This is a genomic window from Streptomyces sp. DG1A-41, from assembly GCF_037055355.1.
Taxonomy (GTDB): Bacteria; Actinomycetota; Actinomycetes; order Streptomycetales; family Streptomycetaceae; genus Streptomyces.
The window spans coordinates 8,815,877-8,840,619 of record NZ_CP146350.1 but is presented as its reverse complement, the minus strand read 5'-3'; the positions used below and the strand labels follow the sequence as shown (position 1 = coordinate 8,840,619).

Genomic DNA, 24,743 nt, shown 5'->3' with positions numbered 1-24,743 from the left:
GTGGGCTGGGGTGCAGTCTGCCCGCCGGCCTGGCATGACGGCCTGGGACAGCGGGCGGCAGCGGTCGTCCGTGCTCAGGTGGAGTGTGCTGGTGAACCCGCCGCGCGAGCGGCACAGGCTCTGCCAAGCGATCGCCATCGACGAGCGCAAGGATCAGGCGCCCAGCGTCGCCGGCCTCTGCCGCGTACTCGGCCGCATCCCTGGCCGTGGGACCGCAGCCTCCCCGCCAGGCCGAACGTCACTGGTCGCCGGAGCGGCGCGGTGCTGTCATGGGTAGGGAAGACGGCGTGGACGAGCCGGCAGGGGCGCGGAGGCCGGCGTGCCGCGTGTGGTCCGCCCGGGCGGACCGGCCGCGGCCGCCCCGTCGCACAGCGGAGGAGGTCGATGTCATGCTGTACCGCCGCACGGTCGGTGACGTGATGACCGAGGAGGTCGTGACCCTCCGCCCCGACACGCCGTTCCATGAGGCCGCCGCCCTGCTGGACGCGAACGACATCGTCGCGGCCCCGGTCGTCGACGACGACGGCGCTCCCGTCGGCGTCGTGTCCGCATCCGACGTGCTGCGGCACGAGACCGGCATGCCCGATCCGCAGGGTCAGGACGGGAACGACGAGCACGCCTGGGGCAAGGCCCGGGCTCGAACCGCGGGCGCGCTCATGAGCAGCCCCGTCTTCACCGCCCGTGCCGAGTGGACGATCCCCCGGGCCGCGCGGGAACTGCGCAGGCGGCACGTCAAGCAACTGCCGGTGGTCGGCGACGACGGGCTCCTCATCGGCATCGTCACCCGCAGCGACCTGCTCGACGCCTTCATCCGCTCCGACGCCGAGATCCGCGGCGAGGTCGAGCAGGACGTCCTGGGGCGCATCCTCGGCTTGGACAAGGGCACCGTCGCGGTCGAGGTCCGGGACGGGGTCGTCACCCTTCGGGGGCACCTTCCTGAATCGCGTCTGGTGCCGATGCTCGTGGGCCTCTGCCAGGGCGTCGACGGTGTCGTCGCCGTGGACGCTCACCTCGCCGCCGCCGGGGCGAGCTAACGCCGCGAAGCCCTGAACTGCTGGGTTCTCGAACCAGAAATCCGGCAGCGCACGTCACCCAACTCCCGGCCCTCCCAGGCCATCGGGCGTCCTTCAGCGACGAACGCAAGGGAGGGGGCCCGGCGCGAGGCCGCGCGGCCGGGCTCCGGTGCGCCGGGCTCCGCCTGCCCGCTCACCCGTGAGAGCTGGGCGGGACCGGCGGACGCGGAACTCCGTTGCTGTCGCGGGCGCATGAAGGCGGTGGCGGCAGCCGTGGCGAGAACCAGCCCTGACGCGACGCAGAAGGCGTTCCGGGCGCCGGCCGGCGCGGCGCTCTCCTGCGCGGGAGCCCCGGATGTGGTGGTGTGGAAGAAGGCGCTGCCGAGCAGGGCGACGACGATGGTGCCGCCGAGTCCCCACCTCGACCAGGTCGCCCGAACCCTGACCGGCCACCACGAACTCGCCTACGTGGCCGCGGCCACCGGCTCCATCAACCTGATCGCCGAGGCCCTGTGCCCCGACCCGACAGCGCTGCACGGCCATCTCATCGAGAAAGTCGGCGCCGTGGAAGCCGATGCGCAGCCTGGAGAGCCGCCCCCGTTCTGGGCGTGGTCAAGGCAATCGGCCCGCTCCCGCCCATGGCCCGGACCGGCGCGCGCCGCCGCGCCAGGACCCGTAACCCCGTCGGCGGGGTAGGCCGCGAACCGCTCAGCCGGCCAACTCAAGCTGTGGCCGGGGCCATTGTGCGCGGTGGCGGAGATCGGGCCGCGGATCACTGGAACGGGCCGGCCCGCATCACCGGAGTTGCCAGCGGCGACTTCAGGAGGCGGCCCGCCTCGTGGGTCTTCAGGAGCGGGCTGTCGTTCTGGCCAGTCCACGTACCGCTCTAGGTGTCGTCACCCGTTGGGACGAGTCCGAACTGCGTCGGCGTTCGCAGGCTGGTCGGCTGGTAGGGGTGCGGTTCGGTGCATGTCGTATCCGCGTCCTGGTCACGGTCCGCCCTGCCTGCACACCATCCGCGAGACCCCAAGAAGGAGCGCCATGCTTCCGCTCGAGGTGACTACGAGGATGGGCGAACGAGCCGTTCTCAAGGAATCAGCCGCTCAAGCGCTGGCGGAGAGCCTGCGTGGAGAACTGCTCCTTCCCGGCGATGACACGTACGACCGGGCCCGAAGAGTCTGGAACGGCATGATCGACCACCGGCCCGCACTGATCGCCCGCTGCGCCGGGAGCGCCGATGTCGCAACGGCCGTGACCTTCGCGCGTGAGCACGATCTGCTTGTTTCCGTACGTGGTGGCGGCCACAACATCGCGGGCAAAGCAGTGTGCGTGGGCGGCCTGGTGATCGATCTCTCACGGATGCGCCATGTCGCAGTCGATGCTGTCAACCGGACAGCCCGGGTGGAAGGTGGTGCCACGCTCGGCGAGCTGGACAGCGCCACACAGGTGTCGGGCCTGGCCACGACCACGGGCGTCGTCACGCATACCGGCGTCGCCGGCCTTACGCTCGGCGGCGGGGTGGGCCGGCTCGCGCGGACATACGGTCTCGCCTGCGACAACCTGCTGTCCGTCGACCTCGTTTCCGCCGATGGTCAGCCACGGAGAGCCAGCGCCACGGAGAACCCCGCCCTCTTCTGGGGCATGCGGGGGGCCGGCGCGAACTTCGGGGTCGCGACCTCCCTTGAGTTCCAACTCCACCCCGTGGGCCCGGAGGTACTCGGAGGCATCATCGTCCATCCCTTGGAACGCGCCAGGGAAGCCCTCGGTTTCTACTACGAATACTCACGTTCAGCCCCGGACGAGCTGACCGCCGACGCCTTTTTCCTGACCTCGCCTGACGGTAACCCGGTATTCGTCATCGCGGTCTTCTACGCCGGATCGATGGAGCGAGGTGAGCGCGTGCTGGAACCGCTCCGGCGTTTCGGCCCGCCCGTCGCCGACCAGGTGGGGCCGGTCCCGTACACGGAGCTGCAAGCCGCCGGTGACCCTTTCTTCCCCATCGGCCTCCACTACTACTGGAAGTCCCACTTCCTTGAGGAGATCACGGAGGATGCGATCGAGGCCACCGTGGACCACTTCGCCAGCGCTCCCTCTCCCCGTTCCCTCATCGTCTTCCAGCAGTACGGCGGCGCCGTCGGCCGCATCCCGGCCACGGAAACGGCCTTCCACCACCGGAACGCGCAGTACGACAACTTCGCCGCGTCGGTATGGACGGATCCGCAGGAACGCGAAGTGCACAAGGAATGGGCACGGCAGTGGTGGGACAGGATGAGCCGTTTCTCCGTCGGAGCCGAGTATGTGAACAACCTGGGAGATGAAGGCCAGGACCGGGTACGGGCTGCCTACGGCGACAACTACGACCGACTGGCGACCCTCAAGAACGAGTACGACCCCGACAATTTCTTCCGACTCAACGCGAACATCCCCCCGAGCGGCTGACGATGTCGACGCTGCGACTGCTGTCCGGGTGGCGGTGCCGTCGGCGAGGTCGCTGCCGTCAGGCCCTACTGATCTTTTCGTAAGGTCGGTGGGTGTGGTGGGCGGATGGTCAGGCCGGTATGGGCGAGGAATGACCATGGCAGTCGGGGGTTGGCCTTGATGCGGTGGATGCCTTGCTCGGTGGTGTCGGCGACATCGGCGAGGTGGTCGCCGGCGAGGTTGGCGAGTTCATGCTTCTTGAGCGAGGACCACAGCAGTTCCACCGGGTTCAGCTCGGGAGCGTAGGCGGGCAATCGTTCCAGGGTGAGCCAGTCCCGTTCGTCGGCCCAGGCCCGCATCGCCCGGCTCCAGTGGGCGGACAGGCCGTCCCAGACCAGGACCGCTCGCCCGCCGCGGTAGAACACCTTCCTCTGCTGAAGGACCTCGATGAGTCCGGCGGTGTCGTGGCTGCCGGGCTTGAGGCGGAAGCACAGGCGGGCCCCGCGGTCGGGGTCGGTGGAGTGGTAGCCCAAGGCCCCGGCCATTGACGCGCGCTTCCAGTTCAGGCGGTGCCGCAGGAGCGGAGTCCGTCCTCGGGGCGAGTAGGTGCGGCGGATCTGAGGGAGCAGAAAGACGCCTGTTTCGTCGAGGAAGACGATGCAGGCCCGTGTGTTCACGGCCCCCTTTTTGACGCGCGGCCACTCGTGCGCGATCCAGCGGGCGATCTCCGACTCGTTCCGCTCGACCGCCCGCCGCTCGGGCCCTTGCAGGCTCCATCCGAGCCGGCCGGTCAGCAGCCGCCACACCGACGCCCTCGACAACACCACCCCCGTCGCCCGGGTGACGACCGCGCCGACTCGTTCCAGGGTCCACAGATCGCCGCCGACGGGCTGCCCACGCTCGCCGACAAGGGCTACATCGGCGCCGGCATCGGCATTCACGTGCCCGTACGCCGCCCCAAAAGCCACGCGGAGACCGCCCTGGACCGAGGAACCCGCGCCGGGGTGCGCTGATCAGACACGTGAGGGCGCGCGGCGAGCGGACCGCGGCGGAACTGAAGGAACGCTGGCGAGCCCTCAAGCACGTCACCCTCAGCCCTAGCAGAATCGGCGACATAGCCCGCGCCGCACTCGTTCTCAATGGGCACTGGAAATGATCTTCACTGAGAAAACCTCAGTGGGCAGCCGCGCGGCAGCAGATGGGCTTTCAGACGGCTATCGTGAGGGGTGGTCGGGGCTGCCTCGGCTTCGCGGCGGGGGCGGGCTGGGCGGCGGGTCATGAGGGTGATGAAGGCCCAGTGGGTGTGGGCTTCGGCCTGGGACACCAGACGTAGGGCCGGCTCCCGGTGCACCTCGAAGCTCTGACTCACGGCCCATGGCAATGTCCAGTCCCTGCCGGCCAATCAGGCTCGGATCAGGGGTGCCGGGTACCGCCGGCAGCACGGGGGCACTGCCCCAGGCCGTGCGCAGCCGGTTCGTCTGACGCCTGGAGGGGAGTGGCCGTCTGGCGGGTTTCGGGGGACGGACTGTGGCCAGTTTGGCGGGGCTGGGGGATGTGCATGCGGATGCGGCCTTTGCCTGCTCTCTTGGCCGCGTACATGGCTTCATCGGCTTGGCGGAGGAGTTCGTCCGGTGTGACGCCCGGGAGGGCTAGTGTCATGCCGATGGAGGCCGAGACGAGCGCCTTGCTGCCTGCGATCTGGTATGGCCGTGTCAGGGCAGACAGGATTCGCTCGGCGACGTCTTTGGCACGTGAGGGGTGCGTCCCGGCCTCTCCCTCCAGGAGGGCGGCGAACTCGTCACCGCCGAGTCGGGCCACGGTGTCTTCAGCCCGTACGGATGCCTGGAGCCGACGAGCGGCGTGGATCAGGAGAGCGTCGCCCACCGCATGTCCAGCCGAGTCGTTGACAGCCTTGAAGCCGTCCAGGTCCATGAAGAGCACTGCGGGTGGGGCTGCGCGAGTGGTCCGCTTGCGCAGGGCATGCGCGACTCGGTCGGCGAACAGGGCCCGGTTGGGCAGTCCGGTGAGCGCGTCGTGGAAGGCCAGGTGCTCGAGTTGTTCCTGCTGGGTGACCCGGTCGGTCACATCGCGACTGCTGAAGATCATTCCCTCGCCGTGGTGGCTGACCGTCGACTCGACGTGGCGCCAACGTCCGTCGGCGTGGCGGACCCGGCAGGACACGCGGCGGCCCGGACCGCGGATGCCTGATGCGGCTTCCTGCCGCAGCGTCTCGACTGCTTGCATCAGCGGCGTCAGGTCGTCGGGGTGGCAGTACAGGGGCAGACGGGCACCCAGCAGGTCCTCAGGCCGGTAACCGAAGACGTGATGAGCGGCAGGACTGACGTAGCGCACGCGGCCGTCCAGGCTGACGATGGTGATCACGTCGCGGGTGCCGTCGACCATGGCGCGGTAAAGCGCCTCCCGGGTGATGGCTTCGCGAGTGATACGCAGGTGATCGGCGTGGATGATGCCCTGGCGGATACCGAGCGAGATGGGCAGCAAACCCGCCAGGACCAGCAGAACCATGTCGGTGCGGCCTCCGGCCATGGTGTGAGCTGTCAAGGCCAGGACGCAGACGGCCACGGGCACGAAAGCGGCCACGACCCCGACAACGGGCATGGTGCGCTGGTCGACGTCAACGACGCTGGTGCCTCCGGCCAGCCATGGGGCAAGGGCGATGAGGAGCAGGCCAGTGATCGAGCAGGCCGCTGCGCAAGGAATGCCGTACCAGGTGCCGGGGGCCGGCATGAGGATGCGCAGCACGTCGCTCGCGGACAACACGACGAGGGCCAGGACACCCACCGTTGTCGCAGTGCGCTCAGGACGCTTCAGCGAGTAGCGCAGTGCCACCAGAAGTCCAAAGACCAGGACGTCCGTCACAACGCGTGCCAGATCCTGCAAGGACCCGAAGGCATCGCCGCTTTGGTCGGCACGATTCAGCAGCAGCACCCACCCCAGTGTGAGCAGGGAGCCTGCGATCATCCATCCGTCCAGGACTCGCCGCAGCCAAACCAGCGTCGTGCCGCCGTCCGACACCGCGACGGCCAACCCGGCGACCCCCAGCACCAGACACAGTGTGATTCCGGTGGCCGCTAGCAGTTGGAGGACGAAGTGGAGGCCACCACCGAGTTTGCATCGAGAGGAAGGGAGCTGATTGACCACGAGGTGGTGAAGGCCACCCGCTGCCACAGACACCGCTAGGAGCGCAAGGCGAAGGCGGACCCTTCCGGCGGCCGTCCTGGCACGCCCAAGCAGCGACAGGGCGGCCAGACCATGCGCAGCCGGCACCCCGACGCCGACTGGGATGAACAGCGCCGCCGTCGAGCTCGCGCTCACCGCGGCGGCAAGCACGCATCCCAGCTCCAGAGCCTTGCCCCACCCACATGCCGCCGACGACCAGCCGATACGAACGGCGCGCAACGAGCCCCACCAACCGACCTGTCCCGGCCTCATGCGAACCCCCGACGGTCATCCGAGCCCAAAGAGGGCATGCACACCGTGTTCGTACTGCTCCTGCCGGATAAGAGCGTAGAAGAATGTCTACCGCCCACCCCCATGAAAAGCGGTAAGTTCACCTGAAAAACGGACGAGCTCCCAGAGGCTGACACCCTGACCCGCGCCGCTATCTCCACATCCCGAAGAATGGCGTGGCATGGGAGGCGTATGCGTTGCCGGAGGAGACATGAAAGGATCTCCGTCCCGACACCCAAGCACCGCGAACGCCGAGCACCCAGGCGGATTCGCCGACAGCGGACCCGATGCCGTCAACTGACCGCTTCAGCCCGCACGCAGCGCATAGGACAGACGTCAAGCAGCCACAGCCGGTCGTCCCCTGCACTCGCGTCCCCGGAGCGCCGTCATTTCCCATGGACATCGCATGCGCTCGCTTCTCTCAGCGCCTTCCCGACTGGTGGCCAAATGCTGCTGTCAGCAGTGCACGAAGCCACACAGACGGGTGGTCAGGACCAGACGGACGCCCCGGGCTTGACTGCGGCGGCAGCCGGGTCAGATCCCTCCGCTGGCAGACTGCGGTGATGCTGTCGCACGTCCCCGGCCCTACCACCGGGCCAGAAGGTGAGCCGTCCGCTGCCTCGCAGCCCAGGGGATCAAATCCGGGAACTGACCCACTCACGGGGCTGGAACGGGCGGTTCGCGGTCCTCGGTTCTTGCCGGGCATGGGCCGACTGCCCCAGATCCACCTCGGCGTGGGTCCCGGACGGTGCCGCGCATCTTCAAGCCGCCGTCGGCGCGGGTTCAGTGGCGGAGGGGCTGCTCTCGTCTCATGGCATCGGCCATCTGCCGGCGGGCGACAAACAGTGCCGTGTCCAGCTGGCGGGTGCCGGGGCGTCGCCCGGGCCGGGCGGAGGGCAGGTCAGCCGGCCAGAACCGCGTCACTCATGGGCGCGGAGCCGGAAGCGGCGTTCCTGGCGGCGTCCGCCTCGTTCACCCATCGCTCCAGCAGGGCCACGAACTCGGCCGATCTGACCTGCCAGTTCAGGCCGGACAGGGCAACCTCGCGACCCCGCCGGGCCGCGCCCACTCGCAGTGCCTGGTCGGCGCGCAGACGCCGCACGGCGTCCGCCGCGGCCGCCGGATCCTCGTACGGTACGACCAGTCCGCAGCCGTGCCGCTCGACCAGCTCCGACGCGAGCGGGGTGGGCGTGGTGACGACCGGCACACCGTGGGCCATGTACTCGACGACCTTGGTCGGGCGTGAGTGGCGGTAGTTGGGCTGGTCGTGAAGGAGGGAGAGGCCGGCCAGAGCGCCCGAAAGCCTGGCGAGTGCACGGTCGTTGGGCAGGAAACCGTACCAGCGCAGCACTCCTTCCCGGTCGGCCTGCGTGAGTACCTCTCGTACGTCCGCGTTCGCCTCGCCGATCACCTCGACCCGCACGGCAGGTCCCAGCAGCCGTGCCGTTTCGATCATGTCCAGTACGCCGCGCGGCCGCGACAGGCGCCCCAGATAGACGACGCGGTCGTCGCGGGGCTGCTCGGGCGGGAGAGGCGGTACGGTCGCGAAGTTCGGCACGACGGGGTGAACATGGCGGAAGCGGGCCTGGTACGCGTCCTCGGCCAGCAGGAGTCGCAGATGCCGCTCCGCCAGCCGTTCAGCGGCCCGCACTCCCAGCCGCAACGATGGCCGCAGCACTCCCGGCACCCAGCGCTTCATGACGAGCGCCGCTGCTGTGTCCTCGTGCACGTCCCACACCGTCACCGGAGCCCGCCCGCCATGCCGCCAGCGGCGCATCGCGCCGGGCAGAGCCAGCAGCAGTTCGGGGTCGTGCAGCAGCACCACGTCCGCCTCCGGCCCTCGCTCGGCCAGCAGATCGCCGGCCGCGTGCAGCGCCGCGCGGCGGTCGCGGCCGGCGGCCCGGGGGAGCTCCACGCCCTCGACGCCCGGCCGCGGCGTCACCCCGCATGCCGCGAACGGCGCGGCGTACATAACCTGGTGCCCGCGCTCCCGCAGGGCGGCGATCTGCCGGTGCAGGATCCGTGCATCCTCGGGGTGGTGCACGATGGTGGCGACGAGTACACGCATCGAAGAACCTCATAACTAGCCGTAAGTGGGGCCGTTGGGCCGGGTGGGATAGGTGGCGGTCTACAGAACTTCGACCCCGGGCTGGAAGATCCGGCCTCGGGTGTCGAACGGCAGGCGGGCCTCGTCGGCGAGCAAAGGCAGGTCGTAGGCCGAGTGGTCCTGCAGCAGGACCGTCAGGTCGTGATCGCGAACTGCCGCCATGAGGTCGGCACGCAGATCACCACGGTCCGCGCCCGGGCGAGACAGGCGTCGTCCGTGTACGCCCTGAATCCCGCCTCCCGCATCCGGCGGACGTCCTCGTCCGGCACGTCGTCGACATGGGAGCCGGCGTAGCCCCGCGACGACCCGCGGGTCCCGGTCGAGACCCACGACTCTCAGGTCGACGGAGGCCGCCTCGCGCACGAGCGGCAGTCCTACGTAACCGAGCCCGATCACCGCGAGCTCGACGCGGTCGTACCGTTCTTCCTCCGCTAGTTGTGCGCTCGATTCCCCGAGCGGTTCGGCCGGTGAGGACTGCATAGCGATTCACTCCGCCTCAAGGCAGGCCCTGCCGGACGGCAGGACGTGATGGACCAAAGGTGCAGGACGCTGGCTGGTGCCGCTGGGGGATCTGGGACTCAGACGCATCCGAGACTGCGGTACGCCTCACGGGTCGTGGCCGCGACGCGTTTCCAGGTGCGTTCGCGCGCGACCAGCTCGCGGGCGGCTGCTCCCCATTCATTTCGTCGCGTTTTACAGTAAAGAAGTCTTTCTAGAGAATCTGCCCAGACACGAGATGATTTATGATGAATTAGCAGGCCGCTCACGCCCGGCTCGACCAGTTCCCGCATGGCTGTGAGATCGCTGCTGACGACGGGAAGGCCGACCGCCATCGCCTCGACCGGCTTGAGGGGGGTCACCAGATGGCACACGCGCTCGTCGGTGCGTGGCAGTGCGAAGACGTCCAACGCGGCGTAGTAGTCGCGCACTTGGGAGTGTGGCACCCGACCGGCGAACAGAGCGATGCCGTCGTCGAGGCCCAGTCGGGCGGCCAGTCGTTGCAGTGCCGGGCGTTCGGGACCGTCGCCCACGATCAGCAGTCGCAGAGGGGCTCCCCGGCGCCGCAACTCGGCACCCGCACGGAGCAAAGTGCCGATGCCCTCGTGTGGCGTAAGGCTGCTGACAGTGCCGACGACCAGGTCGTCCGGGGCGATGCCGAGCCGGGCACGCAGCGGCGCGCCGTCCGGCAGCGGAGCCAGGAACGTTTCGTCCACCGCGTTCGGCGAGATGAGGACCCGCTCCTCGGGCACCCCTCGCGCTACGATCTCGGCCTTCATAGCCGCGCCCAGCGTCAGCACCAGATCGGCCTCACGCATGCAGTACGTCTCCAGCTCGCGCCGGGCGCGGTAGGTCTCGTCGTCCCGTGACCGTCCCGGGGCCTGGGTCAGCCAGGTCTCCTCCAGAAACCCACGTACTTCGTAGACCACGGGCAGCCCGTAGGTCTCGCGCAGGGCCAGCGCCACACGCCCGTTGCCGTGGTCGGTTGCCGCGTGCAGGACGCTGGGCCGCAGCCGCTCCACCAGACGGCCGGCCAGCTCGGCGTTGCGGGCCAGCACCGCGCCCTGCCCGTACGGCAGCATCAGCGGCAGCAGCCGGTGCTGGGGCACGTCGCCCACGATCTGCAGCGGTCGGGCGTCCAGCACCCCCTGCGCCACCGGGAACCCGATGCGTGTCACGACGTGTGGATCGAGCCCGGCCGCCCGCTGCGCCTCAACCAGCGCCTGGGTGCGCACGGTGTAGCCGGCGTGCTTGAACGGAAGCCCGTTGGTGACGAGATGGAGTACGCGGCCCGGCGCGGGCCGGACGGTTCGTCCGACGGGTTTGGGCATCCGCGCCGCGGACGGCGCCGCGGTCGGCCCGGCTGTCCGGGCGCGGACGGCGAGCCGCCGCTCCAGGCCCCGTAGCCGGTGCCGGACAGCCGCCGGCGACATCCGAACGCCGAGCAGTATCGCCCGAATGGGGTCGTGGCGCAACTCGGACCAAGCTACCGATACCGCAAGGATGAGCGCATGTGGGATACGACGGGACATGTCGCTACGGTAGGTCGACGGAGCGGAGGCCAACGGAAATGAACGGCCCTGTACTGCATGTCGTCGGCGCCCGGCCGAACTTCGTCAAGGCCGCACCGGTCATCGCCGCCCTGCGCACGGCCGGCTGCGGCCAGGTGCTCGTCCACACCGGGCAGCACTACGACGAACGCATGTCGGACATCTTCTTCCGCCAGCTCGGCTTGCCCGAACCGGACACCGACCTCGGTGTCGGCTCCGGCAGCCACGCGCGGCAGACGGCCGACCTGGTGGTCGCGCTGGAAGCCGAGCTGGCGGCCCGCGCGCCGGCCGTCGTCGTGGTCTACGGGGACGTCAACTCCACGCTGGCCGCCGCCCTCGTCGCCGCCAAGCTGCCGATCCCCATCGCCCATGTGGAGGCGGGCCTGCGCAGCTTCGACACGACGATGCCGGAGGAGGTCAACCGGCGTCTGGTCGACCAGCTCGCCGAGTTGCTCTTCGCCACCAGCCCCGAGGCCGTGGGCCACCTTTCCCGGGAGGGCGTCGACCCGGCCCGTGTCCACTTCGTCGGTAATCCGATGATCGACACCCTGCTCGGCCACCTGGATCGCTTCGACCCGGCCGCAGCCCGTGCCGCGCACGGCCTGCCCGAGCGCTACGGCGTGGTGACGCTGCACCGGCCCGCCAACGTCGACGACCCCCGGGCGGCCGAAGCCGCCGCCCGCGCCCTGGCCGAGGCCGCTGTCCACCTCGACCTCGCCGTACCGCTGCATCCGCGCGGCGGGGCGGCGCTGCGCGCGGCGGGCCTCGCGGACGCGCCCGGCCTCCACCTCCTCGAACCGCTCGGCTACGTGGAGTTCATGAGCCTGGTCCGCGGGGCAGCCGCCGTAATCACCGACTCGGGCGGAGTCCAGGAGGAGACCACCGTGCTGGGCGTACCCTGCCTGACCCTGCGCAGCACCACCGAGCGCCCGGTGACCGTCACCCACGGCACCAACCGGCTGGTGCGGCACGATGAGTTGGCGCCTGCGCTGCACAAAGTGCTGGTCGGCGCGGTGACGCAGCCTTCCGAGGGCCCGCCGCTGTGGGACGGAAAGGCCGGCCCCGCATCGCCCGGGTGCTCACCCACTGGCTGGAGCGTCATGGCTGACCCCACCACGACGGACGCCCTCGCCACGACGGACGCCCCCGCCGATGGCCGCACACGCGCCTACTGGAACACCCGCCACCGCGAACGTGACGACCTCGCCTCCGGCGGGCACATCGGCCTGGACCGCCCCGGCAACGAGATCTTCTACGCGCTGCGGCTCGGTGCCCTGCTCACCCTGATCGGCGACCTGTCGTCCCCTCCGTCCCCGCTGTTCGTGCTCGACGCGGGCTGCGGCAAAGGTCACTTCGCCCGGGCACTCGCGCGCTGCGGCCACCGCGTCGACGCCTTCGACACCAGCCCCGAGGCCATCGCGCACGCCCGCACCGAGGGCGGCGGCCCGCGCTACGCCGAAGCCTCGCTCACCGACTGGCGCAGCCCCTGGCTGTACGACGTCGTGCTGTGCGTGGACGTCCTCTTCCACGTCATGGACGACGCGCAGTGGTCAGCCGGCCTGCGCAACATCGCGTCGCTCGTGCGGACGACCGGCCGACTGATCATCGCCGACGAGGACGGGCAGGAACGCTCTCCGCTGGGCGACTACATCGTGCACCGGCCGACAGCCGCCTACCGCCGGGAACTCGAACCCCTAGGCCTGCGCCACACCCTGTTCAAGCCCTACGGGTTCCGCGAGAACCCGGTCGGCTTCCACGTCTTCACGAGGATCCGCTGATGCGCATCATCGATCTGCTCCATCCCCATCTGGACGGCGTCACCACCGTCGTGGACGCCACGGCGGACCGCGGTCTGCGCCTGGACCGCTATCTCCATCTTCCGCCGGACGTCGAGTTGAGCCACCACGAACAGCCCGTCGGCCCCGGGCAGTTGGTGCTGCTGTCGTACGGTCCCGATCCCCGGCTGCACGGTGACGAGGCGGCCTGCCTCACCGTACTGGAACGCATGCGCCCTGGAGGCAGAGGCCTGATTCTGTTCGGCCACCGTGGCTCCGACCTGCCCTACCACCGGCTGCTCGACCACCTGGTGACCCACCGCTGCCAGGTGCTGCGGGCCTCCGCACTCGGTTACACCCACCTACACGCGGGCGCGGCCATCGCCTGCACCAAGGAACTCCTGCCGCTCCACGACTGGTTCGGCCGTGCCGTCCCGTCGGACGGTTTCGCCACGGCGCTGCGGATGGCCGACGAGTACGTCCTCGCCGACTTCGTCTCCCGTTCCCTGCGTGACCGCACGCTCGACCTGGAGCGTACGGTCGAGGAGACCGCCCGTGCCCTGGACGCCGCCCGTGACGACGGCACGGCCGAGCGTCTGACCGACCTCACACGGGAGAAGGCGCAGCTGGATTCCGCACTGCGAGGCGCCCGGGACCGGGTCGCGCTACTGGAGGCGCGGGTGGCCATGCTGGAGGGTTCGACCGCGCTGCGGGTCGGGCGGGCGCTGGTCGCGGCGGCCCGGTCACCCGGACGCGGCATGGTACGGCTACCGGGAGAGTTGTACGGGCTGTGGAGCGGACGCGGCCGCGGCCACGGAACGACGGCCCGTCCGGTGCCACCGGCCCGGGGACCCGATGCCGTCGTGTCCGACGGCCGGCTCTACCTCGCCCACCGCGCCGTCTCGTCCACGCCCCGCGACCGACTGGTGATCGCGGGTGTGCTCAGCGACAGCACCGCCGAGGACTTCGCGACGGAAGCCGTCGTCAACCGGCTGCTGCCGCACGACGGACGGCTGCTCCTGGAGCGCACCGACCCGGACGCGCTCGTCGTGCAGCTCAGCGCCTGTCGCGATGCCGCCGGCCCGTGGTCGCTCGTGGGCACCGGACTGGTCCCCGACCTCGACCGCTGTATGGCCGAGCTCATCGGCCGGACCAGAGCCTCGGGGCGCAAGGCGGTGCTGTGGCGGGACGCCCCGGTGACAGGCGCACCGGGGCTCGCCCACCTCGCCTGGGACGCCGTCGTCGATGGCGATACCGGTGTACGGCTGTCCCGTCTGGACCCCGTCGCGGATGGCAGAGCACGGCTGTGGGAGGCGTTCCAACAGGACAGCACCCGTGTACGGCTGGCGCGGCTCGCCCGGCTGACCGGAGCCCCCGATCCGCTGGACGGGCGCCGCGTCGCCGTCCTGGCCGCGCCCCGGGACGAGACCGACGTCGCCCGCCTCACCGGCCAGGTACTCGGCCAGCTGCACCGGCCGGCCGAGGTGGTCGTGCCCGTCCAGGGGCTACCCGCGCTCGACGAACTCACCGCCGCGGGCGTCGCCGTCCACGCCGATGAACCCACCGCCCCGTGGGTCGCCGACTGGACCGACCTGTCCGAGGACCGCCCGGACACCCTGCTGCTCGACCTGATGTGCGCCCAGGAGTACTCGGGAGCGGACGCTGTGGGCCACACGCCGGCCGACGACGACTACGCCTTCGTACCGGAACTTCGGCCGGTCCTCGTCCGCCGGTCCCTGTTCCTGGCCGGCACGTCTGCGGACACCTGGTCACGCGAGGGATACCGGCTGTTCGCCGTAACCGGGAAGGAGAACGCGTGAACCGCACGCTCAAGGCGCTCGTCTACGGCGACGTCGACCTCAACGTCATCGACGGCTCCGCCGTGTGGGCCCAGTCGACGGTGCAGGCGCTGTCGCTGGCGGGCTGCCACACCCGGCTCCTGCTCAAGTCCCCCGTCCGCACCGAGCGGCTGATCGAACCGCTGGCGGGGCTGCCCGGCGTCACCGTGGTGCGCCCCTACGAGGAGCGGCTGCTGCCAACGCAGGGGGCGCGTTCCTCACTCTCGCCCGTGCAGGCCTCGCAACTGCTCGCACGGCTGGACCGTGACGAGCCCTGCGACCTCCTGGTGCTGCGTGGGCTGAGAGTGGTCACTCGTGTGGTCGCCGACGGCGCCTTCGACGGGCGCATCTGGGCCTATCTAACCGACGTCCCGCAGTCGGCCGCCGAGATGACCGAGGCGGCCCGCACGGACCTTGCCCGTGCCGCCGCGGCCTGCCGCCGAATCCTCTGCCAGACCGAGGAGCTGCGCTGCTTCCTGGAAGCATGGGTGCCGGAGGCCTGCGGCAAGAGCGTGCTCAGCCCGCCCGCCGTGCCTGTCCCCGGCTTCCCCCTGCCGGAGCGCTACAGTCCGCACGACCCGGTGCGGCTCGTCTACACGGGCAAATTCGCGCCGCGTTGGAACACGTTGCCCATGACGCGCCTGCCGTCGTTGCTCAGTGAACGGAACATCCGTGCCGAACTCCACACGGTTGGCGACAAGATCCACGACGACCGGGCCCGTCCGGAGTTCAAGGCCGAGATGGCCCAGGCGCTGCGCTCCGCACCCGGCGTCCACCACCACGGCGGCCAGCCCCGCGAGGAGGCTATGCGCATCGCCGCTGACTGCGACCTCGGCCTCGGCTGGAGGGATCCGATCCTTGATGCCAGCCTCGAACTCTCCACGAAGGTATTGGAGTTCGGGGTACTCGGTCTGCCCGTCGTCCTCAACCGCACGCCCGCGCACGAGACGCTGCTCGGCGGCGACTACCCGCTGTACGTGCCCGGGGGCGCCGCGCTCGACGACGCCGCCGAAGCCGTCGCGCTCGCTGTGCGCGAGCCCGAGGCCCGGCGGCTGGCGGCCGAACGCTGCCGGAAGGCCGCCGGGCGGCACACCCTTCAGGCCGCGGCGGACCGGTGGCGGGCGGACCTCGACCGCGTCTTTCCGTCCTTCCCCAAGCTCTCGGCTTCTCCCCGCTCTCGGCTTCGCTCGAGCGGGGGAACCCCCCTGGGCAGGGGGGACCTGCATCACCTGCCGTCGTCGCACGGCAACGGCCGGTGCGACTCGGTGTCGCCGGCCACGACCTGAAGTTCCTCACCCGGCTGCTCGACCACCTCCGCGCACTGCCCGGCCTCGACGTACGCGTCGACGTGTGGCCTGCGCTCGCCCGCCACGATCCGGCCGCGAGCAGGGAACTCGCCGACTGGGCCGACGTGGTGTTCGTTGAGTGGTGTGGACCGGCCGCCGTCTGGTACAGCCGCCACAAGCGGCGCGGCAGCCGCCTCGTAGTACGCCTGCATCGCTTCGAGCTGACCGGCCCGTGGCCGCGGCAGGTCGACATCGACGCGGTCGACCGGGTGGTGTGCGTCAGCCCGTGCTACGCCCGTCGCACCCGCGAGCACACCGGCTGGCCGGAGTCGAAGATCATGGTCATCCCGAACTGGGTCGACACCGCGCAACTCGACCGCCCCAAGGTGCCCGGCGCCGACTTCCGCCTCGGCATGATCGGCATTGTGCCCAGCCTCAAACGCCTCGACCTCGGCCTCGACGTCCTGGAGAAGCTGCGCGCCCGCGACCGGCGCTGGCACCTGTCGGTCAAGTCCAGGCCCCCGTGGGAGTACTGGTGGATCTGGAACAAGCCCGAGGAGCGTGCGCACTACGACGCCGTGCTGCGCCGCGTCCAAACCTCGCCGCTGCTCGAGGGGGCCGTCGTCTTCGACACCTTCGGGCCGGACGTACCGGGCTGGCTGCGCCGCATCGGGCATGTGCTGTCCACCAGCGACCTAGAGAGCTTCCACCTCGCCACGGCGGAAGGCATGGCCTCCCGTGCGGTACCGGCCCTGCTGCCCTGGGAGGGTGCGGACGAGATCTACGACCGGCGGTGGATCCATGAGACCCCGGAGGCGATGGCGGACGCCATCGCCGATCTGGGGCCGGACGAATGGCGGTCGGCCGGGGAGCTGGCCCGCACGCAGGTGCACGAGTTCTTCTCCCTGGAGCGGGTGGCCGGGGACTGGACGGAGCTGCTCCTGTCCGGATGATTCCCCGGAGCTGTGTGGCGCCTACTCCGCCGTCGGGTAGCCGGTTGGCGACCCGACAGCAGAGTGGGCGCTGGTCGTGGTGGGCGGGTAAACGGCGTCCGCACGGGCTGTGCCGGCCTTGCCCTCGGTGATCCGCGCGATGAGACGGCTGATGTTTCCAGCAGTACGCGCAGAAACCGACCATGGCGATCTTCGACTGCCGGCAGGCTTCACCCGTTTACCGAGTGGGCCTTCACCGCATCGTCCAGCTGTTGTGGGTGGGCTGAACCCGCTTCCCGCAGCCGGGAACGCAGCAGGTCGACCGCGAGAGGCGTGCCCAACAGCGCCGGCATCCACATCAGGAGCCACAAGCGGTCTCCCTGACTGGCGGTCGGGTGCGCCGCGGCGGTGGCGAGTCCCACCATACCGGCGGCCAGAGAGAGCACGCCGAGCACCGGCGAACACCGCAGGAAGCCCCAGCAGCCCAGTCCGAGCAGAAGCACGAACAACGGCTCAGCGGCTTGGTCACTCGCCCACTGGACCCAGTAGCTGACATTCAACCGCAGGAGTTGCGACAAGGGGTCGTCAACGGGCGGAGTACGGAAGTGGTGGGTGAAGATCTCCTGCAGGGTTTCCGAGGCACCAGGAAGTCGCAGCGCTTTCATCGCTGCGATGATTCCTATGGCGGCCGCTGCGCTCAGACCACCGAGCAGGGCGGCGCGGCCGCGAGATGTTCCATCCCCTGCGTTCCTTCGGATGAGGCACAGGCAGGCGGCTGCGGCAACCAGAGATACCGCGAGGACGAGTGCCGTGGAGTACTTGACCAGGGCGGTGGTGCCAAGAGCAGCGCACAGGAGGACAACGCCCGGTCGGCTGCGTCCTTGCAACAGCCACCACGCTCCCAGGAGGGCGGCCAGCACCCCTGCCGTGATCGCTCCCTCGGCCAGTGGCCGCATGGACCACCAGGCCGGGCGACTGCAGAGAAAGAGCACCTGTCCGGTGAGGGCGGCGAACAGAGAGGCTCTCGCCTGGCGAAGCAGCACTACCACCAGGAGCGATGTGCCTGCGGTGATCACCAGACTGGTCAGCCACATGCCGCGTGTGATGCCGAACCAGCCGATAGCCGGTGCTGTGAGCAAGGGGTATCCGGGTCGAGTGTCGAAGATACGTTCGTATCGGGGGTCCCTTGGGCCAAGGCCATTTGCATTGTCACGCTGACAGGACCGCGTTTGTGCGACTCGGCGGGCAGGGCTTGGCATCCCGCCGGGACGAAGTTGCCGCAGGTGCTCGCGCTGCTCGGCCTCGAGGGAGCAATACGCCTTTGTCGCCTCCCGCTGAGCTACGTCGCGAGGCTCGCCGAGGATCTGCATGCTGTGCCGGGCGTAGCGGTAAGAGTCGTTGGACAGCCCCCAATTGTGGTGGGCGGGCACTTGGAGGCAGGCGAAGACAACGATGACGACGGCCGAGAGAGCGTCGGCCGTGCGACGGCCCATCAGGCGTCGCCGGGCAGCACCTCGACCGCGCGAAAGCGCCCCTGCCTGACGGGCCGCTCGGGGCAGCCGGGCTTCAGCGGAGTCAGGCATTTGGGATGTGGCATGGGACATGTACACGCCGACCATGCTGTGGAGCAGGCATGCGGTCCTCCACGCCGACTCTCCGCCTTTCCCGCAGAACCACACGTTCGGCAGTGGCGGCCAGCGTCGCGGGAAGACAGCCATCACAGGGTCCACATACAGGCCCACCGCGCGCACTTCGTGGAGCTGGACCTGCCGGGCGTGACCCCGGAGTCATCGACCTCGATGTCGAGCGCAACGTCCTGACGGTGAAGGCCGAACGCAAGCCGACGTACGGCGACGACACCGACACGGTGATCACCGAGCGTCCCGCGGGGACGTTCAGCCGGCAGCTGTTCCTCGGCGAGACACTCGACACCGAGAAGATCGGAGCCTCCCACGACGCGGGCGTGCTGAAGCTGCGGATCCCGATCTCCGAGCAGGCCAAGCCCCGCAAGATCGCCGTCAGCGGCGGCGACCGCAAGGAGCGCAACGGCTGACGGATCAGCCGGGCTGTCCAGGCCCCGGGCTCCGGTCCGGGGCCCTGGCGCCGTCCGCGAGGAGTCCGATGGCCCGCTCGCGGCGAGGCACCCGGTGGGCAGGTGCGCGGCTACCGGGACGGCTGTTCCGGCTGGCCGCCGTCGGCGTCGAACACCTTGGCCCAGGTGGCCCCGCAGCGGCAGCGGGAGTGCTCGATCAGTTCTCCTTCTTTGGAGACGCTCAGCCCCTGGCTGAGTCGCACGTGCACGTGAATCGCCCATGAGGAGCCGCTTTCCCCCGTCCGTTGTGCAGCTCAGGGTGGGGGATCGTCGGTTTCGCTGGCTGCCATAGATCACACCATGTGGTGAGTCGACGCCTGGGCTGGCTTGACAAGGGTCGACTCAACTTTTATTTCAGGACTATGAGTAAGTAGAGATGAAAGCGCAGCTCGCAGGGGCGAGGAGGTGGCCGGGATGCGGACGCGGGCCCAGGGAGCGGACCTGTATGCGGTGCTGGGGGTGGAGCCCTCGGCGACGGCCGAGCTGATCACCTCCGCGTTCCGCGCCCGGGTGCGCGAGCTGCGCCCCGACACCCGTGTCGACGCGGCCAGCGGCGCACGGTTCGGCAAGGTGCGGGAGGCCTACGAGGCGCTGCGTGACCCGTCCCCGCTGTCCCTGGGCATCGAGACCAAGGGCGGCATCATGACCAAGCTCATCGAACGCAACACCACCATCCCCACCCGGCGTGCGGAGATCTTCACCACGGCCGAGGACAACCAGCCGTCGTTGACCGTGCAGGTCTACCAGGGCGAACGGGAGATCGCCGCGTACAACAAGAAGCTCGGCATGTTCGAGCTGACCGGCATCGCCCCGGCGCCGCGCGGCGTGCCGCAGATCGAGGTGGCCTTCGACATCGACGCCAACGGCATCATGCACGTCTCCGCCAAGGACCTGGCGACCGGCCGCGAGCAGAAGATGACCGTCACCGGCGGCTCGGCGCTGCCCGAGGACGACATCGACCGCATGGTCCGCGAGGCCGAGCAGCACGCCGAGGAGGACCGTCGGCGGCGCGAGGCGGCGGAGGCCCGCAACCAGGGCGAGCAGCTCGTGTACTCGACCGAGAAGCTCATCCAGGACAACGCGGACAAGATCCCGGCGGATGCGAGGAGCGAGACGGAGACGGCACTGGCAGAGCTGAAGGAGAAGCTGAAGGGAGAGGACACCGCGGCGATTCGGCAGGCGATCGACCGTCGGCACAGGCCGCGCAGAGGATCGGCACGGCGCTGTACGAGAAGTCGAGGGCCGAGCAGCCGACGGGTGCGGCCGGGGCGACCGCGGGCGGTGGTGCGGCCGGCGGCTCGTCCGACGATGATGTGGTGGACGCCGAGATCGTCGACGATGACAAGCCGGAGGCTGGCTGACGATGACCGGGAGCGGGCCGCAGTACACCGAGCTGGCGGAGCTGCGGCGCCTGGTGGAGGAACGGACCGCCGACCTGAAGCGGGTGAAGGCCGAGTACGACAACTACCGCAAACGGGTCCGGCGGGACCGCCTGGCCGTACGCGAGATTGCGGTGGCCAACGTGCTCCGGGCGCTGCTGCCCGTGCTGGACGCCGTGGACCGGGCGTGCGTGCACGAGCCGCTCACGCCTGGTCTGCGGGACATCGCCGACAGCCTGGCGGAGCAGCTCGGCTCGCTGGGCGTCACGTCGTTCGGCGAGGTAGGCGATCCGTTCGACCCCGCCTGCCACGACGCCCTGGCGCACCACCCGTCCCCCGACCAGGACCGCCTGGTCTGCTCGGCGATCCTCCGGCCCGGCTATCGGCTGGGCGACCACCTGCTGCGCCCGGCCCACGTGGAGGTCGCGGGGCCGGCTCCGCCCGCGAGGAACGCGCACGGGAGCGACCGAGGCGTACGCCCTTCCACCGCCGGCGGGGCGCCGCCCTTCCCCATCGCGCGCAGCTGACCGGGCACCGGGCCGCATCATGCGCGTCAGCGGAGACCGTCACGCAGGTCGCCTACCTGGGTACCGGGAATGAGGGCATCGCACCGATGCCGTCGACGCTCCGGCAAGCGGAGGTGACGAACGATGCAGTACCACGAGTACCTCGCCCGCGTACGCGAGCTCGGCGAATACCGCAGCCAGGAAGAAGCCGCGAAGGTCACCGAAGCCGTCTTGAGGGTGCTGGCCCAGAGGATCAGCCCCGGCGAGGTCGATGACCTCGCCTCCCAGCTGCCCGGACCGCTCGGGCAGACGCTGACCGCTGCCAAGCCGGAGCAGGCCGACAGCTTCGGGATCGACGAGTTCTACCGCAGGGTCGCCGAGCGCATCGGCGCCCGGCCGCGCACCGCCGAGTGGGACGCCAGCGCCGTCCTGACCGCCCTGGCCGACGCGATCAGCGGCGGCGAGCTGAACCAGCTTCTCAGTCAGCTCCCGTCCGGCTACGCCGTCCTGTTCGGCAAGGCCGATCTCGCCGGGTGACACACCCAGCCGGCCGGCGTGGCCCGAGCGCGCGCACGCCGGCCGACCTCTTCACGCCCGACGCGCCCTCCCCCAGCGTTTCGAGCAGCACCGGGAACAGCTTCGCCCCGGGCGCGAGCCGGTAGCCCCCGCCCACGCCGGGCAGCGTGTGCCGTCCGAGCTGTTCTTCGCTCGCGAGGGCTATGCCGTACCGGCCACCGGCTACAGGCCGGTCGGGCTGGGGCAGCTGCGCCAGGCAGCCGATGTCCACGGCATGTCCGAGCGGATCATGACGGCCTTTGCACGACGGCAGCCGGCTCTGAGCGACGTCTCGCCGCGTGGCGGCCGCGGTCGGCCGTTGCCGCACGTGCCGGTGAAACACCGGTGAAAACCCTGTGGAAGCGGTGTCAGTCGGGCCGCATATGCTGCACCGCACGATCACTCGGGATCAGGGGAGGGCGCGGCATGTTCGGCAAGCTGTTCGGCAGGGGTGCGGAGAGACCGGTGGCGGATCCGCATGCCCTGCCCGTTGCGCGCAGGCAGAAGAACGGGATGTACACGCTGCGTGCGCTCGGGGACGCGCGGGTGCTCGCGCTGGTGGAGGCGGCCGACGCGGGTGACTGGGAGGCGGTGAAGGCGGCGCTGGCCCCCTTCGATCTCGGCCGCGACCATCAAGTCCTCGGCGAGCTCGCCGATTTGGACGGCGTGCAGGACTGGATCGGAAAGGCGGCCGAGGAGGACAAGGAGCACCGGGCGACGGCGCTGCTGATATCCGGGACGCGCCACATCAGCTGGGGCTGGGAGGCGCGCACCGCCGAGCGTGCCGTGAACGTCACACAGGAGCAGTGGCGGGTCTTCCACGAACGGCTCCACATCGCCGAGGAGCAGCTGCTCGAGGCCGCCGAGCTGCGGCCGGAGTGGGTCACTCCGTGGCGCCGCCTCCTCACCTCCGGCCGCGGCATGTCGCTGGGCCGCGCCGTCAACGAGACCCGCCTCGACGCCGCACTGCGCCGCGACCCGCTGGACCCGGAGACCCACCTGGAGTGGGTGTCGCAGTTGCAGCCCCGCTGGGGCGGCGAGCCGGGCCAGGCCCTGGCGTTCGCCCAGGAGGCGGTCGCCCGCGCCCCGGAGGGGCACCGGCTCGGCTGCGTGATCGCCATGGCGTACATCGAGGAGTGGGTCGAGGCGGAGCGCGGGGACCACCTCGAAACCTCCGAGATCCAGGCGCAGTTGCGGGAAGCGGCCGACCGCAGCATCCTCCACCCCGCCTACGCGTACCGCCCGGGCTGGCAGCACGACTTCAACATGTTCGCCATGGCCCTGTCGCTGGCCGGTGAGCGCCACACGGTCCGGCGTGTCTTCCAGACGCTCGACGGCGCCTACACCAGCTGGCCCTGGACCTACTTCGCGGAGCCCGAGAAGCAGTTCGCCCGCCACCACCGCCGCGCCTGAGCGCACGCCGGCTCCGTTCCCGCCCGCCCTTTCTCCCACTCCGGACTGCCCGATGACTCTGCCCGACACCGCCGCGAACCCGGCCGGCGCCGACCGCACCTTCCAGGTGGATCTGCGCGGCCTCGTCGATCTCCTCTCCCATCACCTCTACTCCAGTCCCAAGGTCTACCTGCGTGAACTGATGCAGAACGCGGTGGACGCGCTCACCGCCCGGCACGCCCTCGACTCGGCCGCACCCGCCGACGCCCTGGGCATCCGCCTGTACGCCGACGGTTCGGTGGTACGCGTCGAGGACGACGGCGTCGGTCTCACCGAGGCCGACGTGCACACCTTCCTCGCCACGATCGGCCGCAGCAGCAAGCGTGCCGACCGTCTTGCCGAGCAACGCGGCGACTTCATCGGCCAGTTCGGCATCGGCCTGCTCTCCTGCTTCCTGGTCGCGGACGAGATCCACGTGCTGAGCCGCTCCGCCCGCACCCCCGAGGCCCCCGCCGTGGAGTGGCGGGGGCGCGGCGACGGCAGCTACACCGTCCGTACCCTGCCCGCCTCCGCCCGACCCCGGCCCGGCACCACCGTCACGCTGACGCCGCGCGCCGACGCGGGCGAGTGGACCCGGCCGGCGCAGGTGCACGCGCTGGCCCGGCACTTCGGCTCCCTGCTGCGCCACCCGGTGACCTTCGACGACGGCACAGGTGGTCCGGGTGGTCCGGGGGCGTCCGTCAACCCCGAGCCCGCGCCCTGGGCGCGTACGTACCCCACGCCGGGAACCCGTTCCCGCGCGCTGGCCGCGTACGGCGAGGACGTCTTCGGGTTCAAGCCGCTGGACACCATCGAGCTGGACCTGCCGGCCGTGGGCCTGAGGGGCATCGCGTGCGTGCTGCCCGAGACGGTGCCGGCCGGGCGCCGCCACGGCCACCGCGTGCACGTCAAGGGCATGCTGTTGTCCGAGCAGGCCGAGGAGCTCCTGCCCGAGTGGGCGTTCTTCGTGCGCTGCGTGGTCGACGCCGAGAGCCTGCGCCCGACGGCGTCCCGCGAGTCCCTCTACGAGGACGACACCCTCGCCGCCGTCCGCGACGCCCTCGCCGAGCGGCTGCGCGCCTGGATCGCCCGGGCCGCCGCCAGCGACCCGGACCTGCTGGCCCGCTTCCTCCAGGCCCACCACCTGGCCGTGAAGTCGCTCGCCGTGCACGACGACGAGATCCTGCGGATGCTGCTGCCCTGGCTGCCGTTCGAGACCACCGACGGGCACACCACCCTCGACGAGTTCGCGCGCACCCACCGCACCGTGCTCGTGACGTCGACCGTGGAGGAGTTCCGGCAGGTCGCGGCGATCGCCTCGGCCGCCGGGCTCGGCGTCGTCAACGGCGGCTACACCTACGACCGCGAACTGGTCCACCGGCTCCCCGAGATCCGGCCCGAGGCCAGTGTCGCCGACCTGGACCCGGCGACCCTCACCGCCCACCTCGATCCCGTCGACCGGGAGACGGAACTGGCCGCCGCGGCCTACCTCGCCCTGGCCCGCGACGCCCTCGCCGTCTTCGACTGCGATGTCGCGCTGCGCACCTTCCAGCCCGCCAACGCCCCCGCGCTCCTGGTCGACAGCCGCGAGGCCCGGCACGAGCGCACCCGCTCCCAGCTCGCCCGCGAGCAGGAGGGCGGCCTGTGGGGCGACATCCTCGGCGCCCTGCGCCAGGAGGCCCCGCGGGCCCAGCTGATTCTCAACCAGCTCAATCCGCTGGTCCGCGCCGCCGTCGCCATCGACGAGCCCGAGCTGGCCCGCACCAGCGCCGAAGCCCTCTACGGGCAGGCCGCGATGCTGTCCCGGCGCCCGCTCAGGCCCGCCGAATCGAGCCTCATCAACCGCTCCTTCCTCGACCTTCTCGCCCACGCCCTCCGCAAGGACAGCTGAC

At 70.4% G+C, this 24,743-nt stretch carries 21 protein-coding genes and 1 pseudogene; 14 read left to right on the top strand and 8 right to left on the bottom strand.

Going from position 1 to position 24,743, the window contains the following annotated elements:
• The first annotated feature begins 389 nt into the window (after positions 1–389).
• The 3 genes from V8690_RS40885 to V8690_RS40875 all read left to right on the top strand — a co-directional run bounded on the left by V8690_RS40885 (position 390) and on the right by V8690_RS40875 (position 3,452).
• Positions 390–1,034, top strand: a complete 645-nt coding sequence (locus V8690_RS40885) for a CBS domain-containing protein (protein WP_338785062.1) — start codon at positions 390–392, stop codon at positions 1,032–1,034.
• Positions 1,035–1,286: 252 nt separating this feature from the next.
• A complete protein-coding gene (locus V8690_RS40880) occupies positions 1,287–1,709 on the top strand; it encodes a hypothetical protein (RefSeq protein ID WP_338785060.1) in 423 nt (140 codons plus the stop codon).
• Positions 1,710–2,081: 372 nt separating this feature from the next.
• Positions 2,082–3,452 carry an FAD-binding oxidoreductase gene (locus tag V8690_RS40875; RefSeq protein WP_338785059.1) on the top strand — a complete coding sequence of 457 codons (1,371 nt, stop codon included), beginning with the start codon at positions 2,082–2,084 and terminating at the stop codon, positions 3,450–3,452.
• A gap of 65 nt (positions 3,453–3,517) precedes the next feature.
• On the opposite strand, the gene V8690_RS40870 is transcribed toward V8690_RS40875, so the two are convergent.
• The 6 genes from V8690_RS40870 to V8690_RS40845 all read right to left on the bottom strand — a co-directional run bounded on the left by V8690_RS40870 (position 3,518) and on the right by V8690_RS40845 (position 11,039).
• The gene (locus tag V8690_RS40870; RefSeq protein ID WP_338785058.1) at positions 3,518–4,372 is read right to left on the bottom strand and encodes an IS630 family transposase; all 855 of its coding nucleotides are present in this window, start codon (positions 4,370–4,372) and stop codon (positions 3,518–3,520) included.
• Between the two features lie 472 nt (positions 4,373–4,844).
• A complete protein-coding gene (locus tag V8690_RS40865; protein WP_338785057.1) occupies positions 4,845–6,497 on the bottom strand; it encodes a sensor domain-containing diguanylate cyclase in 1,653 nt (550 codons plus the stop codon).
• 1,306 nt (positions 6,498–7,803) lie between these two features.
• The gene (locus tag V8690_RS40860) at positions 7,804–8,970 is read right to left on the bottom strand and encodes a glycosyltransferase (RefSeq protein ID WP_338785056.1); all 1,167 of its coding nucleotides are present in this window, start codon (positions 8,968–8,970) and stop codon (positions 7,804–7,806) included.
• 60 nt (positions 8,971–9,030) lie between these two features.
• Positions 9,031–9,171, bottom strand: coding sequence for a hypothetical protein (locus V8690_RS40855; protein WP_338785055.1), 141 nt, complete (start codon positions 9,169–9,171; stop codon positions 9,031–9,033).
• A complete protein-coding gene (locus tag V8690_RS40850; protein WP_338785054.1) occupies positions 9,144–9,278 on the bottom strand; it encodes a hypothetical protein in 135 nt (44 codons plus the stop codon). Before V8690_RS40850 ends, V8690_RS40855 begins: the two co-directional genes overlap by 28 nt.
• A 309-nt stretch (positions 9,279–9,587) precedes the next feature.
• Complete coding sequence (locus V8690_RS40845) at positions 9,588–11,039, bottom strand: glycosyltransferase (RefSeq protein ID WP_338785053.1); 1,452 nt, start codon at positions 11,037–11,039, stop codon at positions 9,588–9,590.
• A 38-nt stretch (positions 11,040–11,077) separates the two neighbouring features.
• Here V8690_RS40845 and wecB point away from each other — a divergent pair, with 38 nt between their 5' ends.
• The 4 genes from wecB to V8690_RS40825 are packed head-to-tail and all read left to right on the top strand — an operon-like array spanning position 11,078 to position 16,909.
• Complete coding sequence (wecB, locus tag V8690_RS40840; RefSeq protein ID WP_338785052.1) at positions 11,078–12,835, top strand: UDP-N-acetylglucosamine 2-epimerase (non-hydrolyzing); 1,758 nt, start codon at positions 11,078–11,080, stop codon at positions 12,833–12,835.
• A complete protein-coding gene (locus V8690_RS40835; protein WP_338785051.1) occupies positions 12,835–14,652 on the top strand; it encodes a hypothetical protein in 1,818 nt (605 codons plus the stop codon). The genes wecB and V8690_RS40835 overlap by 1 nt, the downstream gene beginning before the upstream one ends.
• Positions 14,649–15,956, top strand: coding sequence for a hypothetical protein (locus V8690_RS40830; RefSeq protein WP_338785050.1), 1,308 nt, complete (start codon positions 14,649–14,651; stop codon positions 15,954–15,956). The genes V8690_RS40835 and V8690_RS40830 overlap by 4 nt, the downstream gene beginning before the upstream one ends.
• Complete coding sequence (locus V8690_RS40825; RefSeq protein WP_338785049.1) at positions 15,926–16,909, top strand: glycosyltransferase family 4 protein; 984 nt, start codon at positions 15,926–15,928, stop codon at positions 16,907–16,909. The genes V8690_RS40830 and V8690_RS40825 overlap by 31 nt, the downstream gene beginning before the upstream one ends.
• Before the next feature lie 209 nt (positions 16,910–17,118).
• Here the strand turns inward: V8690_RS40825 and V8690_RS40820 are convergent, their stop codons facing one another.
• Positions 17,119–18,027, bottom strand: a complete 909-nt coding sequence (locus tag V8690_RS40820; protein ID WP_338785048.1) for a hypothetical protein — start codon at positions 18,025–18,027, stop codon at positions 17,119–17,121.
• Between the two features lie 683 nt (positions 18,028–18,710).
• Between V8690_RS40820 and V8690_RS40815 the strand changes: the two genes are divergently transcribed.
• Positions 18,711–18,941: an Hsp20/alpha crystallin family protein gene (locus V8690_RS40815; protein ID WP_338785047.1), complete on the top strand. Its 231-nt coding sequence runs from the start codon at positions 18,711–18,713 to the stop codon at positions 18,939–18,941.
• Between the two features lie 110 nt (positions 18,942–19,051).
• On the opposite strand, the gene V8690_RS40810 is transcribed toward V8690_RS40815, so the two are convergent.
• Complete coding sequence (locus tag V8690_RS40810) at positions 19,052–19,183, bottom strand: hypothetical protein (protein ID WP_338785046.1); 132 nt, start codon at positions 19,181–19,183, stop codon at positions 19,052–19,054.
• Positions 19,184–19,544: 361 nt separating this feature from the next.
• On the opposite strand from V8690_RS40810, the pseudogene V8690_RS40805 reads away from it, so the two are divergent.
• From V8690_RS40805 to V8690_RS40780, 6 genes and pseudogenes are all read left to right on the top strand, one after another.
• Positions 19,545–20,341, top strand: a pseudogene (locus tag V8690_RS40805) (Hsp70 family protein); the annotation flags it as partial.
• Between the two features lie 2 nt (positions 20,342–20,343).
• Positions 20,344–20,886, top strand: coding sequence for a nucleotide exchange factor GrpE (gene grpE / locus V8690_RS40800; RefSeq protein ID WP_338785044.1), 543 nt, complete (start codon positions 20,344–20,346; stop codon positions 20,884–20,886).
• Between the two features lie 123 nt (positions 20,887–21,009).
• Positions 21,010–21,402 (top strand): DUF2267 domain-containing protein, encoded by a 393-nt coding sequence (locus V8690_RS40795; protein WP_338785043.1) that lies wholly within the window; start codon positions 21,010–21,012, stop codon positions 21,400–21,402.
• 148 nt (positions 21,403–21,550) lie between these two features.
• A complete protein-coding gene (locus V8690_RS40790; RefSeq protein ID WP_338785042.1) occupies positions 21,551–21,769 on the top strand; it encodes a hypothetical protein in 219 nt (72 codons plus the stop codon).
• Between the two features lie 77 nt (positions 21,770–21,846).
• Entirely contained in the window at positions 21,847–22,833 is a 987-nt protein-coding gene (locus V8690_RS40785; RefSeq protein WP_338785041.1) for a hypothetical protein, read from the top strand.
• A gap of 52 nt (positions 22,834–22,885) precedes the next feature.
• Positions 22,886–24,742, top strand: a complete 1,857-nt coding sequence (locus V8690_RS40780) for an HSP90 family protein (RefSeq protein WP_338785040.1) — start codon at positions 22,886–22,888, stop codon at positions 24,740–24,742.
• The last annotated feature ends 1 nt before the right edge of the window (position 24,743 follow it).

Excerpts from the sequence above, each read along its gene's own strand:
- V8690_RS40795 (WP_338785043.1), top strand. The coding sequence starts at position 21,010 with ATGCAGTACCACGAGTACCTCGCCCGCGTACGCGAGCTCGGCGAATAC.
- V8690_RS40835 (WP_338785051.1), top strand. The coding sequence starts at position 12,835 with ATGCGCATCATCGATCTGCTCCATCCCCATCTGGACGGCGTCACCACC.
- V8690_RS40785 (WP_338785041.1), top strand. The coding sequence starts at position 21,847 with ATGTTCGGCAAGCTGTTCGGCAGGGGTGCGGAGAGACCGGTGGCGGAT.
- grpE (WP_338785044.1), top strand. The coding sequence starts at position 20,344 with ATGACCGGGAGCGGGCCGCAGTACACCGAGCTGGCGGAGCTGCGGCGC.
- V8690_RS40885 (WP_338785062.1), top strand. The coding sequence starts at position 390 with ATGCTGTACCGCCGCACGGTCGGTGACGTGATGACCGAGGAGGTCGTG.
- V8690_RS40875 (WP_338785059.1), top strand. The coding sequence starts at position 2,082 with ATGGGCGAACGAGCCGTTCTCAAGGAATCAGCCGCTCAAGCGCTGGCG.
- V8690_RS40780 (WP_338785040.1), top strand. The coding sequence starts at position 22,886 with ATGACTCTGCCCGACACCGCCGCGAACCCGGCCGGCGCCGACCGCACC.
- V8690_RS40845 (WP_338785053.1), bottom strand. The coding sequence starts at position 11,039 with ATGTCCCGTCGTATCCCACATGCGCTCATCCTTGCGGTATCGGTAGCT.
- V8690_RS40855 (WP_338785055.1), bottom strand. The coding sequence starts at position 9,171 with ATGGCGGCAGTTCGCGATCACGACCTGACGGTCCTGCTGCAGGACCAC.
- wecB (WP_338785052.1), top strand. The coding sequence starts at position 11,078 with ATGAACGGCCCTGTACTGCATGTCGTCGGCGCCCGGCCGAACTTCGTC.
- V8690_RS40860 (WP_338785056.1), bottom strand. The coding sequence starts at position 8,970 with ATGCGTGTACTCGTCGCCACCATCGTGCACCACCCCGAGGATGCACGG.